Source organism: uncultured Parabacteroides sp., assembly GCF_905196875.1.
GTDB lineage: Bacteria > Bacteroidota > Bacteroidia > Bacteroidales > Tannerellaceae > Parabacteroides.
The window spans coordinates 20,177-36,108 of record NZ_CAJJWO010000029.1; the positions used below are offsets into that span (position 1 = coordinate 20,177).

13 protein-coding genes and 1 riboswitch are annotated in these 15,932 nt (G+C 44.6%); of the genes, 11 read left to right on the plus strand and 2 right to left on the minus strand.

The genetic code is table 11. The features are described from left to right. The first annotated feature begins 4 nt into the window (after window positions 1–4). The 8 genes from QZ076_RS11410 (at window position 5) to QZ076_RS11445 (ending at window position 9,684) form a co-directional block, all read left to right on the plus strand. Complete coding sequence (locus QZ076_RS11410) at window positions 5–1,465, plus strand: glycosyltransferase family A protein (RefSeq protein WP_293713440.1); 1,461 nt, start codon at window positions 5–7, stop codon at window positions 1,463–1,465. A gap of 3 nt (window positions 1,466–1,468) precedes the next feature. Continuing rightward, on the plus strand, window positions 1,469–2,413 hold the full coding sequence (locus QZ076_RS11415; RefSeq protein WP_293713468.1) for a DUF4922 domain-containing protein: 945 nt from the start codon (window positions 1,469–1,471) through the stop codon (window positions 2,411–2,413). Further along, on the plus strand, window positions 2,410–3,696 hold the full coding sequence (locus QZ076_RS11420; protein ID WP_293713441.1) for an MFS transporter: 1,287 nt from the start codon (window positions 2,410–2,412) through the stop codon (window positions 3,694–3,696). The genes QZ076_RS11415 and QZ076_RS11420 overlap by 4 nt, the downstream gene beginning before the upstream one ends. A 20-nt stretch (window positions 3,697–3,716) precedes the next feature. After that, on the plus strand, window positions 3,717–4,550 hold the full coding sequence (locus QZ076_RS11425) for an acetate and sugar kinases/Hsc70/actin family protein (protein ID WP_293713442.1): 834 nt from the start codon (window positions 3,717–3,719) through the stop codon (window positions 4,548–4,550). 13 nt (window positions 4,551–4,563) lie between these two features. After that, window positions 4,564–5,385 (plus strand): N-acetylmuramic acid 6-phosphate etherase, encoded by an 822-nt coding sequence (murQ, locus tag QZ076_RS11430; RefSeq protein WP_293713443.1) that lies wholly within the window; start codon window positions 4,564–4,566, stop codon window positions 5,383–5,385. A gap of 41 nt (window positions 5,386–5,426) precedes the next feature. After that, a riboswitch (cobalamin riboswitch) is annotated at window positions 5,427–5,626 on the plus strand. 265 nt (window positions 5,627–5,891) lie between these two features. Continuing rightward, window positions 5,892–6,485, plus strand: a complete 594-nt coding sequence (locus QZ076_RS11435; RefSeq protein ID WP_293713444.1) for a porin family protein — start codon at window positions 5,892–5,894, stop codon at window positions 6,483–6,485. A gap of 69 nt (window positions 6,486–6,554) precedes the next feature. Continuing rightward, window positions 6,555–9,017, plus strand: a complete 2,463-nt coding sequence (priA, locus tag QZ076_RS11440) for a primosomal protein N' (protein ID WP_293713445.1) — start codon at window positions 6,555–6,557, stop codon at window positions 9,015–9,017. A 178-nt stretch (window positions 9,018–9,195) separates the two neighbouring features. After that, on the plus strand, window positions 9,196–9,684 hold the full coding sequence (locus QZ076_RS11445; protein WP_293713446.1) for a low molecular weight protein-tyrosine-phosphatase: 489 nt from the start codon (window positions 9,196–9,198) through the stop codon (window positions 9,682–9,684). Here the strand turns inward: QZ076_RS11445 and QZ076_RS11450 are convergent. Next, entirely contained in the window at window positions 9,659–11,689 is a 2,031-nt protein-coding gene (locus QZ076_RS11450; RefSeq protein ID WP_293713447.1) for an HDIG domain-containing metalloprotein, read from the minus strand. The two genes, QZ076_RS11445 and QZ076_RS11450, sit on opposite strands and share 26 nt — an antisense overlap. Window positions 11,690–11,783: 94 nt before the next feature. Between QZ076_RS11450 and gltX the strand changes: the two genes are divergently transcribed. Next, a complete protein-coding gene (gene gltX, locus QZ076_RS11455) occupies window positions 11,784–13,301 on the plus strand; it encodes a glutamate--tRNA ligase (protein ID WP_293713448.1) in 1,518 nt (505 codons plus the stop codon). A gap of 3 nt (window positions 13,302–13,304) precedes the next feature. Further along, complete coding sequence (locus QZ076_RS11460) at window positions 13,305–14,543, plus strand: glycosyltransferase N-terminal domain-containing protein (RefSeq protein WP_293713449.1); 1,239 nt, start codon at window positions 13,305–13,307, stop codon at window positions 14,541–14,543. A 110-nt stretch (window positions 14,544–14,653) separates the two neighbouring features. On the opposite strand, the gene QZ076_RS11465 is transcribed toward QZ076_RS11460, so the two are convergent. Then, entirely contained in the window at window positions 14,654–15,091 is a 438-nt protein-coding gene (locus QZ076_RS11465; protein ID WP_293713450.1) for a hypothetical protein, read from the minus strand. A 199-nt stretch (window positions 15,092–15,290) separates the two neighbouring features. On the opposite strand from QZ076_RS11465, the gene QZ076_RS11470 reads away from it, so the two are divergent. After that, window positions 15,291–15,740 (plus strand): helix-turn-helix transcriptional regulator, encoded by a 450-nt coding sequence (locus QZ076_RS11470; RefSeq protein WP_293713451.1) that lies wholly within the window; start codon window positions 15,291–15,293, stop codon window positions 15,738–15,740. Window positions 15,741–15,932: the final 192 nt, after the last annotated feature.

Below are 15,932 nucleotides of genomic sequence, written 5' to 3' on the forward strand. Positions count from 1 at the left end.
CTATATGGAACCGATTAATTGCTTTTTACCTTATATCTCCCCTGAACAGATCGCTCCTGTTGTGGAGGAATTGAATAAAACAAGCCTGATCGATAAGATTTACCTGATGACCTCCAACCCCGAAGCCGAGCCGTATCCCGGTTGCGAGATCCTTCCCGTCGATACACTGACCAGTACACAAACCATGCGTTCGATTTATGAACATGCAGATGGAAAAAACGTACTGCTTTACACCCGCCCTGGCCGGGTCACATTCGGACAGGATGCTTTGGAACGACTGTTGAGAGTGGCGGAAGAGTCGTTTTGTGAAATTATTTATGCCGACCATTATGATATATGTAATGGAATCAGGCGCGAGCATCCGCTCATAGATTATCAGCCGGGAAGTGTTCGGGATGATTTTGACTTCGGAGCGTTGATGCTGATTGGCTATGATGCGCTGGCTTCTTATTTCGAACGGTGTTCGAAAAAGGCTACCGAATATAAATATGCCGGCCTGTACCATTTTCGTCTCAGAAAAAGCTCTTTTCGTAATATATTTCATATCAAAGAGTATCTGTATACTTTCGAGGAAGACGATCTTCGTAAAAGCGGAGAGAAGCAATTTGACTATGTGAACCCCAAAAACAGGGAGGTACAGCTGGATATGGAGTTGGCATTTACCTCTTGCATGGGCCGAAAGTGCAGAGCAAAGAGGGTGGTAATGGCTAAATTTAAATCGAGAGGGTTTAAGTATGAAGCTTCGGTTATCATCCCTGTCCGCAATCGGGTACGTACCATTGAGGATGCGATCCGTTCTGTTTTCATGCAACAGACATCTTTCAAATTTAATCTTATCATTGTTGACAATCATTCAACGGATGGCACGACCGATGTGATTCGGCGTTATGCTTCCGATGATCGGTTAATTCATATTATTCCGGAACGCGACGATCTGGGAATCGGCGGATGCTGGAATCTGGCTGCCGCTCATCCGCTGTGCGGTAAGTTCAGTGTACAGCTCGACAGTGACGATATGTATAGCGGCCCGGATACGTTGCAGAAGATTGTCGATACCTTCTATGCCGAGAAATGTGCGATGGTGATCGGAACTTATAAAATGACAGACTTCGACTTGAATGAGATACCGCCGGGTATTATCGATCACCGGGAATGGACTCCGGAGAACGGACGCAACAATGCCTTGCGTATTAATGGACTGGGAGCGCCGAGGGCTTTTTATACTCCGATACTTCGCGAGATAAAGATGCCGAATGTCAGTTATGGTGAAGATTATGCGATAGGCTTGGCTATCTCCCGTAGCTATCGGATCGGACGTATTTATGATGTCCTGTATCTGTGCCGCCGTTGGGAAGATAATACGGATGCCGCATTGGATATCCGGAAGATGAATGAATACAATGCTTACAAAGACAGTTTGCGTTCAATTGAGTTAAGGGCGCGTAGATCTATTTTGGGACTATAGATGATGAAAAATATAAATCAACAGGCTAAAGAATTAATACGCGAACATCTAACCTTTTGGGAACTGGCACAGGTAAACTATGCTGCTCTCGAAAAGGTGCAGACCCGTACATTGGAGGTGAACGGTTATCCCGTCATTCTTCAGTTCAATCCGGAGCGTATCCGTTCGTCGGCAGCGAAGATCGATAAACAGTCGTTGGCTGCCCGTCCCTGTTTCCTTTGTGAGGCGAACCGTCCCGGTAATCAACAATGGATTGACTTTGGGGAAGAGTATCAGATCATGGTGAATCCGTATCCTATCTTTCGTGAACATCTGACCATCCCGATCCGGGCACATCAGGAACAGCATATACTCTTGCGTTACAAAGATATGCTCTCGCTGGCGGAGGTACTGACAGACTTTATTGTCTTTTATAACGGACCGAAGTGCGGCGCCTCAGCTCCCGACCACATGCATTTCCAGGCAGGCAATAAAGGCTTTCTGCCACTTGAAACAAATTGGCGGAGAACTCCGAAAAAGCCTATGATCTCTTTCGGACAAGCAGGCTTGTATGCATTGAGGGATTTCCTGCAACCGGCATTTATTATCATCTCCGGCAGTAAAGATGATTCTGCCATTCTTTTTAATCATATTTATTCTTTACTAGAGATCAGGACGGGCGAATGCGAACCTATGATGAACGTATTAGCCTGGCGGGAAAAGGGGATGTGGATCACCTGCATTTATCCACGAAAGAAACTGCATCCCGCCTGCTATTATGCCGAGGGGGATGCCAATATCTTGATCAGTCCGGCAACAGTCGAAATGGCCGGCGTTTTTATCACTCCACTGGAAAAAGACTTCAGGAAAGTGACTTCCGGAGATCTGCAACAAATTATCAGTGAAACCTGCCTTTCCGCAGAGGAGATGGATCAGTTAATCTGTAAATCTAAATCATACTTCTTATGAACCAGACAAAGAGAACTTCTCCTTGGAGTTGGATTCCAACACTTTATTTTGCAGAGGCATTGCCTTATGTTGCTGTGATGACAATCTCTGTTATCATGTATAAACGGCTGGGAATCAGTAATACCGATATAGCCCTGTACACCAGTTGGCTGTATCTCCCCTGGGTAATCAAACCATTCTGGAGTCCGTTTGTCGATCTGTTGAAAACGAAACGTTGGTGGGTTGTCACCATGCAGTTCCTGATAGGAGCAGGATTAGCCGGTATCGCTTTTACAATCCCGATGGATTATTTCTTTCAGTTGACCCTGGCTGTCTTCTGGTTGGTGGCCTTCAGTTCGGCTACACACGATATTGCAGCGGACGGTTTTTATATGCTGGCACTCGATTCGCACGATCAGGCTTTCTATGTCGGGATACGAAGTACCTTTTATCGCATTGCAACCATTGCCGGACAAGGATTACTTGTGATGTTGGCCGGAGCTTTGGAGGTTAGCACCGGAAAGATTCCGTTCGCTTGGTCGATCACTTTCCTGATCCTGGCCGGACTATTTATCGGTCTCTGCCTGTATCATAAGTATATTTTACCGGTCCCGAAGTCCGATAAAGCGGCTGTAACAGTTACTGCTTCTACTATATTTAAAGAATTCTTTGCTACATTTGTCTCGTTTTTCAGGAAGAAGCAGGCATTGGTCGCTATACTGTTCATGCTGTTCTATCGTTTTCCCGAGGCACAACTGGTCAAGCTGGTAACACCTTTCCTGATTGATCCGCGCGAAGTGGGGGGGCTGGGACTTACTACTTCCGAGATCGGACTGGTGTATGGCACGATCGGTATTATAGGCCTGACGCTGGGTGGTATTATCGGGGGAATCGTGGCAGCGCATGGCGGATTAAAGAAATGGATTTGGCCGATGGCACTGGCAATTACGTTGCCTGACCTGGTTTTTATCTATCTGAGTAGCGCACTTCCTGAAAGCCTGCTGATTATTAATGTATGTGTGTTTGTTGAACAGTTCGGTTACGGATTTGGTTTTACTGCCTATATGTTGTACCTGATCTATTTCTCCGATGGTGAACATAAAACAGCTCATTATGCGATATGTACTGCTTTTATGGCATTGGGAATGATGCTTCCGGGAATGATTGCCGGGTGGTTGCAGGAAGAATTGGGATATGTGAACTTCTTCTGGTGGGTGATGGGATGTTGTCTGATCACACTGGCTGTGACAGCTTTCCTTAAGATAGATCCGGCATTCGGTAAAAAAGACAGAACGATCGATTAATTAAGTAATAAAACGGAAATATGATATTAATAGCCGACAGTGGTTCCACCAAGACAGATTGGTGTGTAATAGAAAGAGGAAAACCCGCCTTTCGTTTTCAAACGCGAGGTATGAATCCTTTCTTTCAGACGGAGGAGGAGATAGGGAAGGAGATTGAAACCGGATTACTGTCTGCATTAAAAGACCTTATACCTTCCGCCGTATATTTTTACGGGGCGGGCTGTGCTTTCCCAGAAAAGAATGAAATGATACGGCGGTCTGTCAACCGGTATCTGTCTGTTCCTGTTGAGGTAGGAAGCGATCTCTTGGCTGCTGCTCGTGCTTTATGTGGCGATGAGCCGGGGATAGCCTGTATTCTGGGAACCGGTTCGAACTCCTGCTATTACGATGGTAAAGAGATTATAAAGAATGTTTCTCCCCTGGGATTTATTCTGGGAGACGAGGGAAGCGGTGCCGTATTGGGAAAACTATTGATCGGAGATGTATTGAAAGATCAGTTACCTCCGGCTCTAAAAGAGCAGTTTCTTACACAATATGGGTTGACTCCGGCATCGATTATGGACAAGGTTTACAGGCAAGCTTTCCCCAATCGTTTTCTGGCCGGCCTTTCCCCTTTTATACGGGAGCATTTGGATGAACCTGCCATTTGGGAATTGGTCACCCGTAGCTTTCTGGCATTTTTTACCCGGAACGTGAAGCAGTATGATTGTTTTGAATTGCCTGTCCATCTGGTCGGTTCAGTCGCCTGGTATTATCAGGATATACTGAAAGATATTGCTTTTGATTTGGGGCTCCGTCTCGGAACGATTGCGCAAAGTCCGATGGAGGGATTGATTGCGTATCATGGTAAGTAAACTTATATTTAAGATGTCATTTACTAAAATAACAGAACAAGATTCATTATATAATGACCTGGAACATAAATCTGTCCGGGAGTTGCTGGAAGATATAAATACAGAAGACCGGAAGGTCGCACTGGCTGTACAAAAAACAATCCCTCAGATAGAAAAACTGGTAAATCAGATCGTTCCCCGGATGAAACAGGGAGGTCGTATCTTTTATCTGGGGGCCGGAACAAGCGGTCGGTTGGGAGTGCTCGATGCTTCTGAGATACCTCCTACTTTCGGAATGCCCCCCACTTTGGTGATCGGTCTAATTGCCGGTGGCGATACAGCTCTTCGCAATCCGGTAGAGAATGCGGAAGATGATGTGGAGCGTGGCTGGGAAGAGTTGCAGGAGCATCAGGTCACAACCAAAGATACGGTGATCGGTATTGCTGCATCCGGTACAACCCCTTATGTGATTGGAGCTTTGCGTAAAGCCCGTGAGCAGGGGATACTGACAGCCTCTATCTCCAGTAATCCGGATTCACCTATGGCTGCTCAGGCCGATGTGGCGATCGAAATGATTGTCGGTCCGGAATTTGTAACCGGCAGTTCCCGTATGAAGTCCGGTACGGGGCAAAAGATGATTCTGAATATGATTTCAACTTCTGTTATGATCCGGTTGGGTCGTGTAAAAGGCAACCGGATGGTAAATATGCAATTGACTAATCAGAAACTGGTCGACCGGGGAACGCGGATGGTGGCAGATGAGTTGGGGCTGAGTTATGGCCAGTCGCAGCGACTCCTTCTCATGTATGGATCGGTAAAGGCTGCCGTTGATGAATATCGAAAACATAATATTTGATATTTTTCATCAACCGATAACGAACGAAACGAAAATATCTCTATATTTGCGACGTGCATTGTTCCGGACCTGTATCCGCAGGAAAGGATTAAAAGGGAATCGGGTGTAAATCCCGGACAGTCCCGCTGCTGTAATCTTCATAACGGATTGAGCAATACTATAGCCACTGTTCTTTTTTTGAATGGGAAGGCGCTCAAACCGGAAGTAAGTCAGAAGACCTGCAAGGCATATTATTTCGACGGCTTCGAGGAAAGGCCGGAAGAGAACAGGGGATAGCTATCGTCTCCACTATTCTTACTCCCGTTTTCCGTCTAGCTGTTTGAACGTTTTTGTTTTTAATTATTTTGCCATAATAATTAGGAAAAGAGGCATGGATCGGTTTGCGGGATGAGCTCCGTAACCGGTGCATGCTTTCCTTTTTAAGAATGAACAGGACGATAGGAATACTTGTTTATTATAGGAAAAGTGCGTTTATTTGCAAACATAATTAATTAACAACAGGCAATATGAAGAAGGTTACAGGTTTAGTTTTGATTATTTTGATGGTATTCATAGCCGTGCCGGCTAAGTCACAGCTGAAGTTCGGATTAAAAGGAGGAGTAAACATATCGTCCGTTCATCTGAATTCCGATATATTGAAAGCGGAGAATGTGACAGGATTCCAGATCGGTCCGATGATCGAGACAACACTCCCACTGGTCGGAATCGGACTGGATGCGGCGATCCTTTATTCTCAGAAAGGATTGGAGTTGAAAGCGAAAGGTACTGAAAATACCAGTATAAAAACGGATTATCTCGATGTACCGGTTAATTTGAAATGGAAATTCGGTATTCCCCTTGTTAAAGCTTATCTGTCGGCCGGACCCTATATCGGTTTCCGTGTCGGAGGAGATAAAATCTGGAATGTTTTAGGCGAACAGATGAAAGCAAAAAACTTCAGTGCAGGACTTAACTTCGGTGTAGGGGCTGAATTGATAAGCCATTTACAGGTAGGGATAAATTACGGATTGGGATTGACTGACAATTACAGTGCCGATAAACTGGATTTGGGAGGTGCTAAGAACCGTGGATGGTCTATAACAGCCGCTGTTCTGTTTTGATAACAGATAAAAGATATGCAGGGCCGGACTTTAACAGTCCGGCCTTTTTTGTTACTTTTGACCTCGTAAATGAAATACGCAGATGTCATATTGCCCCTTCCGTTAGAGAATAGCTATACCTATAGTATTCCTTCCGATCTGGAGACTGCTGTCATTCCCGGTTGCCGGGTGATCGTCCATTTCGGTAAGAAGCGCTATTATACGGCTATTGTGATGGATGTGCATGAACGTAAGCCGGCTACGGACTTTGAAACGAAAGAGATTTATGCCTTGTTGGATGCGACTCCCGTATTGCGTCGTCCGCAACTTCGTTTCTGGAAATGGATTTCATCCTACTATATGTGTAAACTGGGGGATGTTTATAAAGCAGCCTTGCCTTCCGGCTTGAAGCTGGAAAGCGAAACGGCTGTCACCTATAATCCCGATTTTGAGGCTGATGGTCCTTTGAGGCCGAATGAACAATCGGTACTGGACGCTTTTACCGGTGTCCTGAAACTGACTGTGTCGGAACTGGAGAAAAAGACAGGACTCCGTAATGTGGTTCCTGTAGTTGCTTCCCTGATGGTCCGTGGAGCGGTAGTGGTGAGTGAGGAAATGAAACGGGGATTTGTCCCGAAGATGCAAACCTTCATTCGCTTATCGGAAGAATATGCTACGGAAGAACGGTTACAGGTCGTATTTTCTGATTTTAAGCGGGCGAAGAAACAGGAACTTTTATTAGTTTGCTATCTGGATCTGAGCCATGCCTTGAATCCGGCGTTGGTTCAGGAAGTCTCTAAGAAGGAGTTGCTGGAACGTAGTGGTTGCTCTTCCACGATCCTGGATGGACTCTTGAAGCGTGGTGTTCTGGTAAGTTATGAAAAAGAAGTGGGGCGTTTACAGGTGCCGGTCTGCCGCCTGCAACCCCTCAGCCCGTTAAGTCCGGCACAAGAGAAGGCTTATAGCGAAATACATGACGTGTTTACTTCGAAGGAAGTTTGCCTGCTTCATGGAGTTACTTCGAGTGGCAAGACGGAAATCTATGTCCGGCTGATCGATGAGGTATTGAAGATGGGACGGCAAGTGCTCTACATGCTGCCCGAAATAGCTATCACGACACAGATAACCGAACGGTTGGCAAAATTGTTCGGCGATAAACTGTTGGTGTATCATTCTAAATTTTCGGATAACGAACGGGTAGAGGTTTGGAATAAATTATTGCATGGGAATGGTCCTATGCTGGTATTGGGAGTACGCTCTTCACTCTTCCTTCCGTTTAAGGATCTCGGATTGATCGTTGTAGACGAGGAACATGAGAATACTTATAAGCAACAGGATCCGGCGCCCCGCTATCATGCCCGTAATGCGGCGATCGTGCTGGCCGGCATGCACGGGGCCAAGACCTTGTTAGGATCGGCTACGCCTTCGATCGATTCCTATTTTAATGCTACTTCCGACAAATATGGCTTGGTTGAACTGACTACACGTTTTGGCGACTGCCTGATGCCAGAGATTATCTCTGTCGATATCAAAGAACTGAAACGGAAAAAGATCATGAAGGATACGCTTTTCTCTCCATTATTGGTAGAGAAAGTAAACACGGCTCTGGCCCGTGGCGAACAGGCTATTCTTTTTCAGAACCGCCGTGGATTTGCTCCGTTGATCGAATGTAAAAGTTGTGGTTGGGTTCCCCATTGTGTAAATTGCGATGTCAGCCTGACTTATCATAAATATCATAATCAGCTGGTTTGTCATTATTGTGGCTATAAGATTCAGTTACCGCCTCATTGTCCGCAATGCCAGAGCACGGAATTAAAGATGATGGGTTTTGGTACGGAAAAGGTGGAGGAGGAGATTGCTTCCCTGTTCCCGTCGGCAAAAGTGGAGCGGTTGGATTTTGATACAGCCCGTACCCGTACAGCCTATGAACGGATCATTGCCGACTTTGAGAAAGGTAAAACGCATATCCTTATCGGAACCCAGATGTTATCGAAAGGACTGGACTTCGGAAATGTCAGTGTGGTAGGTATACTGAATGCCGACAACCTGATGAACTATCCGGATTTCAGGGCGCATGAACGGGCATTCCAGTTGATGGTGCAGGTAAGTGGACGTGCCGGAAGAAGGGACAAGCAGGGGACGGTTGTCTTGCAGACCTCGCAACCCGAACATCCGTTGATACGTATGGTGCAGCATTTTGCCTATAAAGAAATGGTCGGTTTGCAACTCAGCGAACGCAGTATGTTCAGGTATCCGCCTTATTACAGGTTGATTGTGCTCGTACTTCGCAGTCGTAATGAGGCGATCCTGCAGGAGATGTCTGCTCTATATGCCGAGAAGCTGCGCGTCCGTCTGGGAGAACGTGTATTGGGGCCTGTTACGCCGCCGGTGACCCGTGTGCAAACACTTCATATTAAGAAGATTGTTCTGAAAATCGAAATAGCGGCAGCGATTGCTCCGGTCAGGGAGATCTTGGAGTCTATTCATTCGGAAATGCAACGCTATCTTCCTTTCAAACAGTTGTTGGTGCACTACGATGTAGATCCTGCTTAAGGAAGTAACACTACTGTGTTGTTGCAACGACTGGGTTTTGCCAACGGTATGGCACAGTCTTGCCACACTTATGGCAGTACTCTGCCACTAGGCTTGGCAAAACTTTGCCAATCGTATGGCAAGACGGTTTGCTCGAAGTAAGACAGATGTTTTTGTTCTAAAAGATAATATCATTGTTATGAAACAAGAAAAAATAAGATTGTTATTTGTATGCCTTGGGAATATTTGTCGTTCACCTTCCGCAGAGGCTGTGATGAAGAAATTGGTGAAGGATGCGGGTCTTGAAAAACAGATCGAAATAGATTCGGCCGGTATCATGGGATACCATGAAGGCGATCAGGCCGATCAACGGATGAGGGCACATGCTTCCCGTCGGGGATATGTACTGGATTCCATCTCCCGTCCGGTTCGTACGACGGATTTCTATGACTTCGACCTGATCATCGGTATGGACGACCGCAACGTAGACGACCTGAAGCGTAAAGCTCCTGATCTGGAATCGGTCGCCAAAATACATCAAATGACAGAGTATAGCCGTAATAAGTTATACGACTATGTTCCCGATCCGTATTATGGAGGTGCTTCCGGCTTCGAGCTGGTACTCGATTTGCTGGAAGATGCCTGCCAGGGATTGCTGGAAACTATTTCTTCAGATCCGGATAGCTGATACGTGTATGGAACATCGTTTTTAGTTTGTCGACAAAGACGGTTTTAACCGTTTCTACATCCCGGAAGGTCAGCGGGGCACTTTTCAATAGTCCGTCTGCTATTTGTCCGTCGATGATCTTGTCCACCAGCTGTTTGATACTTTCTTCCGTATGTTCTTTCAGGCTGCGGGAAGCTGCTTCTACTGAATCGGCCATCATTAATATGGCTGTTTCTTTAGAGAACGGGTTCGGCCCCGGATAGGTAAATGTCTCTTCGTCGATTTCCCTGTCCGGATATTGGTTCTTGAATGAATTATAGAAGTATTTCGCTTTACCCAACCCATGATGCGTACGGATAAAGTCGATGACAGCTTTCGGTAACAAAGCCTTTTCTGCAATTCTGACGCCGTCAGTGACGTGATTGATGATGACTTTGGCACTTTGATCGAAAGAGAGTTGACTATGTGGGTTTACGCTGCTCTGATTTTCTGTGAAGAAAGCAGGGTTAGCCATCTTCCCTATATCATGATACATCGCCCCCGTACGCACCAACTGGGCATTGGCTCCAATCTTAGCCGCAGCCTCAGAGGCGAGGATAGACACTTGCAGCGAATGCTGGAAGGTGCCGGGGGAAGTTTCCGACAGCTTTTTCAGGATAGGAGTGTTGATATTGGACAGTTCGACCAAAGTGATGCTCGATACATACCCGAATGTTTTTTCCAGCATGTATACCAGAATGTAGGTGAACATTAAAAGGATGAAATTAATACCGAAATACAGGACCATCAGCCAGTTGATCTTGTTGAAATCAGCTTCCTGGTATAATGCCAGGCTGATATAACATAATGTATAAGACATAAAGATCAGGAATGCACAACGAATCAGCTGGGAACGTTCCGACAGGTCTTTCAGACTGAATGTGACCACCATGCCGGCAATGATCTGTAATAACAGGAATTCATGCGGAAAAGGAACCATCAGCGAACAGATCAATACGATGACCAGATGAATAAATAAAGCCGTGCGTGAATCGAAGAAGGTTCGTACCACGATCGGAACGATTGCGAAAGGTAATATATATATATTAAACAATGCGTAGGTCACACATAATTCAGTCAGTATGCAACTGACAAATATACAAAGGATAAGAAACAAAGCATTCCGCCTGTTATGTAAAATTTTTAATCGGAAAGACCAGAGATACAACCAGAAACAGAATATAAGCCCCAGTACCAATACGAATTGTCCCCCCAGGATAATACTTTGGCGTTGGGCGCCTCCCGACTTGGATTCGTGTACGATCTTAAGTGAGCGGAGGACGTTGTATGTATGGTTGTCGATAATTTCCCCCCTGTCTACGATACGTTCTCCTGCTTGTACCATTCCATTGGCAAGAGCCACACTGCGCAACATGTCTTCTTTGACCTTTTCCGACATCGTGTTGTCGTATGAAATGTTTTCTGTCAGGTAGTTATTGATATCACACGATTGCAAGACCGACTTATCCAGGCGCGGCGGGCAATTGTTTATAATAAACTCGTAAGCAGTCTTAATCGTAAAGAAGTCGCTGGCATAACGGGAATGCGCCACGTTATTTTCAAGCAGGTTGACTCGTTCGTACTGGTTCTTTTTCAGGTCATCCAGTTCTTGCGATGAGATAATACCGTTCTTGTATAAATTGACGAGACTGTTTTCGATATAGTGCATGTAGGCCGGTGTTGCTTTATGGCTCAGCCTGTTGGTGTAATCGGCACGCAACTTATCGACTTCGGTATTTTCAACGGATGCATCTAAACGGAAATAGGGTTCGAAATATTTCAGGACACTATCCTTTTCTGCTTCTACTTCGGCATCGGTCTTATAGATCGGAAAATCACTGGGAGCCGTGAGTAATCCGTATCTCCAGGGTTTACCTTCATAGAATTGATAACGGAACTTTCCTTCCCGTGGAAAAAAGTAAGCAATCAGTAGTGATGCGACAATGAAATATACCGCCGGATGTATGTTATAGTTTTTCAGTTTCATAAGTTTCTCATTTAAGGTCGAAATGTACGTAAAAAAGTTTATTAAGAGAAAAAAAAGGCCTACTTTTGCCGCATTATTATAGAATGAAAGAATTATGACTCAAAGGAAAGTTAGAGTCCGTTTTGCACCGAGCCCGACAGGGGCGCTGCATATCGGCGGTGTTCGTACAGCTTTATACAATTATTTATTTGCCAAACAAAATGGCGGTGATCTTATTCTCCGTATTGAAGATACCGATTCTCAACGGTTTGTTCCCGGCGCAGAAGCCTATATCATTGAAGCTCTTACCTGGTTAGGTATCAAGTTCGATGAAGGTGTGAACTTCGGAGGCGAATACGGCCCTTATCGCCAAAGCGAACGGAAAGCTATTTACAAAGAATATGTAGACCAACTGTTGAACGATGGTCATGCTTATATCGCATTCGATACACCGGCTGAACTGGATGCCAAACGTCAGGAGATCGCCAATTTTCAGTATGACGCTTCGACACGTCTTCAGATGCGTAACTCGCTGACTCTTTCTGCTGAAGAAACAAAAGCGTTGATCGATGCCGGAAATCAGTATGTAGTCCGTGTAAAGATCGAACCGAATGAAGATATTCATGTAAACGATATTATCCGTGGAGAAGTGGTGATCAATTCTTCTATATTGGATGACAAAGTATTATATAAATCGGCCGACCAGCTGCCAACCTATCACCTGGCAAATATCGTAGACGACCATTTGATGGAAGTCACTCATGTGATCCGTGGTGAAGAATGGTTGCCGAGTGCACCGCTTCACGTATTGCTGTACCGTTATTTCGGCTGGACTGAAACAATGCCGCAGTTTGCCCACCTGGCCCTGTTGTTGAAACCGGAAGGAAATGGTAAGCTGAGTAAACGTGACGGCGATCGTTTAGGTTTCCCTGTTTTCCCGCTGGAATGGCATGATCCGAAAACCGGTGATATCTCTTCAGGATACCGAGAGAGTGGTTATCTGCCGGAAGCAGTTGTAAACTTCCTGGCTTTATTGGGATGGAATCCGGGTAACGATCAGGAAATGATGAATATGGATGAACTGATCAAATATTTCGATCTTACCCGTTGCAGCAAGGCCGGTGCCAAGTTCGATTATGAAAAGGGAAAATGGTTCAACCACCAGTATATCCAGAAAAAAGATAATAAAGAAGTCGCCGCTTTGTTCATGCCTATCCTTGAAAGCCACGGCGTAAAAGCCGAACCGGCTTATGTGGAAAAGGTAGTCGGAATGATGAAAGACCGTGTATCTTTTATTAAAGAATTATGGGATGTTTGTGCATTCTTCTTTGTTGCTCCGACCGAATATGACGAGAAAACAACCAAGAAACGTTGGAAAGCTGATTCTGCTGCCCAGTTGACTGAGTTGATCGAAGTGCTTCGTACCCGTGAACCGTTCGATATCGAAGGAACGGAAGAAGAAGTAAAGGCCTGGATCGAAAGCAAAGGATACCATTTAGGTAACATCATGAATGCTACCCGTCTGGCACTGGTCGGTGAAGGAAAAGGTCCTCATATTTTTGATATTACTGAAGCATTAGGAAAAGAAGAATCTATTCGTCGTATTCAAAGAGCGATTGAAGTGCTAAAATAAGTTATGTATAGTCTGGCAATCCACTTTTACGCATTTATTATTGCGTTGATTTCTCCATTCCATAAGAAGGCCCGGATGATGCGTCTGGGGCAGTGGAAGACGAATTCCATTCTTCGGGAGAAGATCGACCGGAATGCAAAATACATCTGGTTTCATGCTTCTTCGTTGGGCGAATTCGAACAAGGCCGTCCGATGATGGAGAAAATCAAGGCGGAACATCCGGAGTATAAGATATTACTTACATTCTTTTCCCCTTCGGGATACGAGGTTCGTAAGAATTATAACGGGGCAGATGTCATTTGTTATCTGCCCTTCGATACGCCTTACCGGGTAAAGAAGTTCCTGAACCTGGCTAACCCGGCCATTGCCGTATTTATCAAATATGAGTTTTGGGGAAATTACCTGCATGAGTTGAAATATAGGGATATACCTGTTTATATTATTTCTTCCATATTTCGCCCGGATCAACTCTTCTTCCAGTGGTATGGTTTCTCATACCGGAAAATGCTTTATTGCTTCACCCATCTTTTTGTGCAGGATGACCGTTCGGCCGGATTGCTGAAAGAGTTCGGCATTACGAATGTGACTATTACGGGAGATACACGTTTCGACCGTGTGTTGGATGTTCGTAAGCAAGCTCGCGACCTGTCGCAGGTGGAACATTTCGTATATGATAAAGACGGAAAAAGAAGCCTGACGTTAGTGGCCGGAAGTTCCTGGCCGCAGGACGAAGAGATTTTGATCCCTTACTTCAACGAACATCCTGAAATGAAGCTGATTATAGCTCCTCATGAGATACACCGCGAACATCTGATGTATATCGAGTCGTTATTGAAACGCCCTTCGGTACGTCTGTCGGATGTGATGCAGGATGAAAGTTTGTTGGAAGGAAAAGACTGTCTGATTATCGACAGCTTCGGCCTTTTATCTTCTATTTACCGCTATGGAACGATTGCCTATATCGGAGGTGGTTTCGGTGCCGGCATACATAATACGTTGGAAGCTGCCGTTTATGGTATCCCTGTTATATTCGGCCCTAAATACCAGAAATTTAAAGAAGCTCGCGACTTGATTAAAGTCGGGGGAGGCTTCTCTGTTTCAGATAAGCAGGCTTTCTGTGACAAAATGGACGAACTGCTTACTTATCATGAAGTCCTGGATGCCTCGGGTAGCGCTGCCGGAAATTTCGTCAGCGGCAATGCCGGAGCGACGGATCAGGTGTTGAAGAAGCTTGGTTTGTAAAAATCGTCAGAAAGCAAAACGATTACAATAATATGAATGTGTGTCGTTGGTAGGGGTGATTCGCGAACCACCCTTACAGACGCCATCATAATAAAGCATTGTTATTCCTTTCAATCTATCTCCGAAGCCAGTAAAGATACCCGTAAATGCCTGTCTCCTGCATTAAGAACAGTTTTCTTTTGATGTTCAATCCATATCGAAAGTGGCTTCATAATAAAATCTTTAGCTATCGAGTCATGCATTTCTTCTTCGAAAGTATTGTAACCGGGATAATAATCTTTGGAATCGAAAATCTCATCTATCCGTAACGAAGCAATCCCATCCGGCGATAAACAAACCTTTTTCTCCCATCTTTTACCGGTAAAAGTTTCCTGTTCCAGCCCTTTTTCATCTGTGTATGTAATTACTATTCTGCGTACAGGCAGTGTATGTACAGCCACATGGTAAGTAACGCAAAACGGCTCTTTCTCTTTCTTTTTGTAACTCTTCCAGAATACCACAAAAGATAAGGCTAGCGACATTAGAAGTAATGTGTATATTTTATTCATAACGATCTTTTTTGCAAAAGACAGCATATAATTTTGAATGGCTGTGAGCATTTCGTTTGTAAAATACAAATGACTGTTTGTATTTTACAAACGCATATAAAGAGAAAAAAGAACGGATGTTTTGTTATAATCCCGTGTCTTCATCGAAATATGGAGATTTGTTCATATATTTGTTTCACTCTTTAAATAAGATAATAACATGGAAACTGAAAAGATAAACGATACTAGAGTTCATCAGGGAGCTAATGTAAGCAAGATACGCAGGTATGAAGGTGTAAAGCAGGAGACATTGGCTGAAAAACTGGGCGTTACTCAACAACTTGTTTCCTGGCTGGAACAACAGCGTGAAATAGGAAAAGATTATCTGGTGAAAATAGCGGCTATTCTTAATGTCGCACCGGAGGTTATTGAAAATATGGAAGAAACTCCGGTTTCGGTAGTTATTGAGAATAATAACTTTGAGTATGAAAATGGTAGTTGTAGCAATAATATCGGTTATTCTACTGAATTTAATGACTATAAAACGATTCACCCTGTCGAAAAGATCATCGAACTAAGTAAGGAGAATGCCACCTTATACGAACGTATGCTGGCAAACGAAAAAGAGAAAGTAGCCTTACTCGAAAAGCTATTGAACGAGAAGAAATAAGTATTTCATCGTCTTGTAAATATGCTATGGCTCATTATTTCCTCATATTGTCCCGGTCGTAGGCAATAAGGAGAGAAGCGACGATACTACCGACCTGGATTTCCGGCATAGGTAAGCTACTCAGCCGGTATAGTAGTATCACCAACGCAGCACAACTGTGCTTCTTTTTTCTATTCTCGCATGATTTATTTA

Coding starts and splice junctions, on each gene's coding strand:
- QZ076_RS11410 (WP_293713440.1), top strand. CDS start 5: ATGGAACCGATTAATTGCTTTTTACCTTATATCTCCCCTGAACAGATC.
- QZ076_RS11415 (WP_293713468.1), top strand. CDS start 1,469: ATGAAAAATATAAATCAACAGGCTAAAGAATTAATACGCGAACATCTA.
- QZ076_RS11420 (WP_293713441.1), top strand. CDS start 2,410: ATGAACCAGACAAAGAGAACTTCTCCTTGGAGTTGGATTCCAACACTT.
- QZ076_RS11425 (WP_293713442.1), top strand. CDS start 3,717: ATGATATTAATAGCCGACAGTGGTTCCACCAAGACAGATTGGTGTGTA.
- murQ (WP_293713443.1), top strand. CDS start 4,564: ATGTCATTTACTAAAATAACAGAACAAGATTCATTATATAATGACCTG.
- QZ076_RS11435 (WP_293713444.1), top strand. CDS start 5,892: ATGAAGAAGGTTACAGGTTTAGTTTTGATTATTTTGATGGTATTCATA.
- priA (WP_293713445.1), top strand. CDS start 6,555: ATGAAATACGCAGATGTCATATTGCCCCTTCCGTTAGAGAATAGCTAT.
- QZ076_RS11445 (WP_293713446.1), top strand. CDS start 9,196: ATGAAACAAGAAAAAATAAGATTGTTATTTGTATGCCTTGGGAATATT.
- QZ076_RS11450 (WP_293713447.1), bottom strand. CDS start 11,689: ATGAAACTGAAAAACTATAACATACATCCGGCGGTATATTTCATTGTC.
- gltX (WP_293713448.1), top strand. CDS start 11,784: ATGACTCAAAGGAAAGTTAGAGTCCGTTTTGCACCGAGCCCGACAGGG.
- QZ076_RS11460 (WP_293713449.1), top strand. CDS start 13,305: ATGTATAGTCTGGCAATCCACTTTTACGCATTTATTATTGCGTTGATT.
- QZ076_RS11465 (WP_293713450.1), bottom strand. CDS start 15,091: ATGAATAAAATATACACATTACTTCTAATGTCGCTAGCCTTATCTTTT.
- QZ076_RS11470 (WP_293713451.1), top strand. CDS start 15,291: ATGGAAACTGAAAAGATAAACGATACTAGAGTTCATCAGGGAGCTAAT.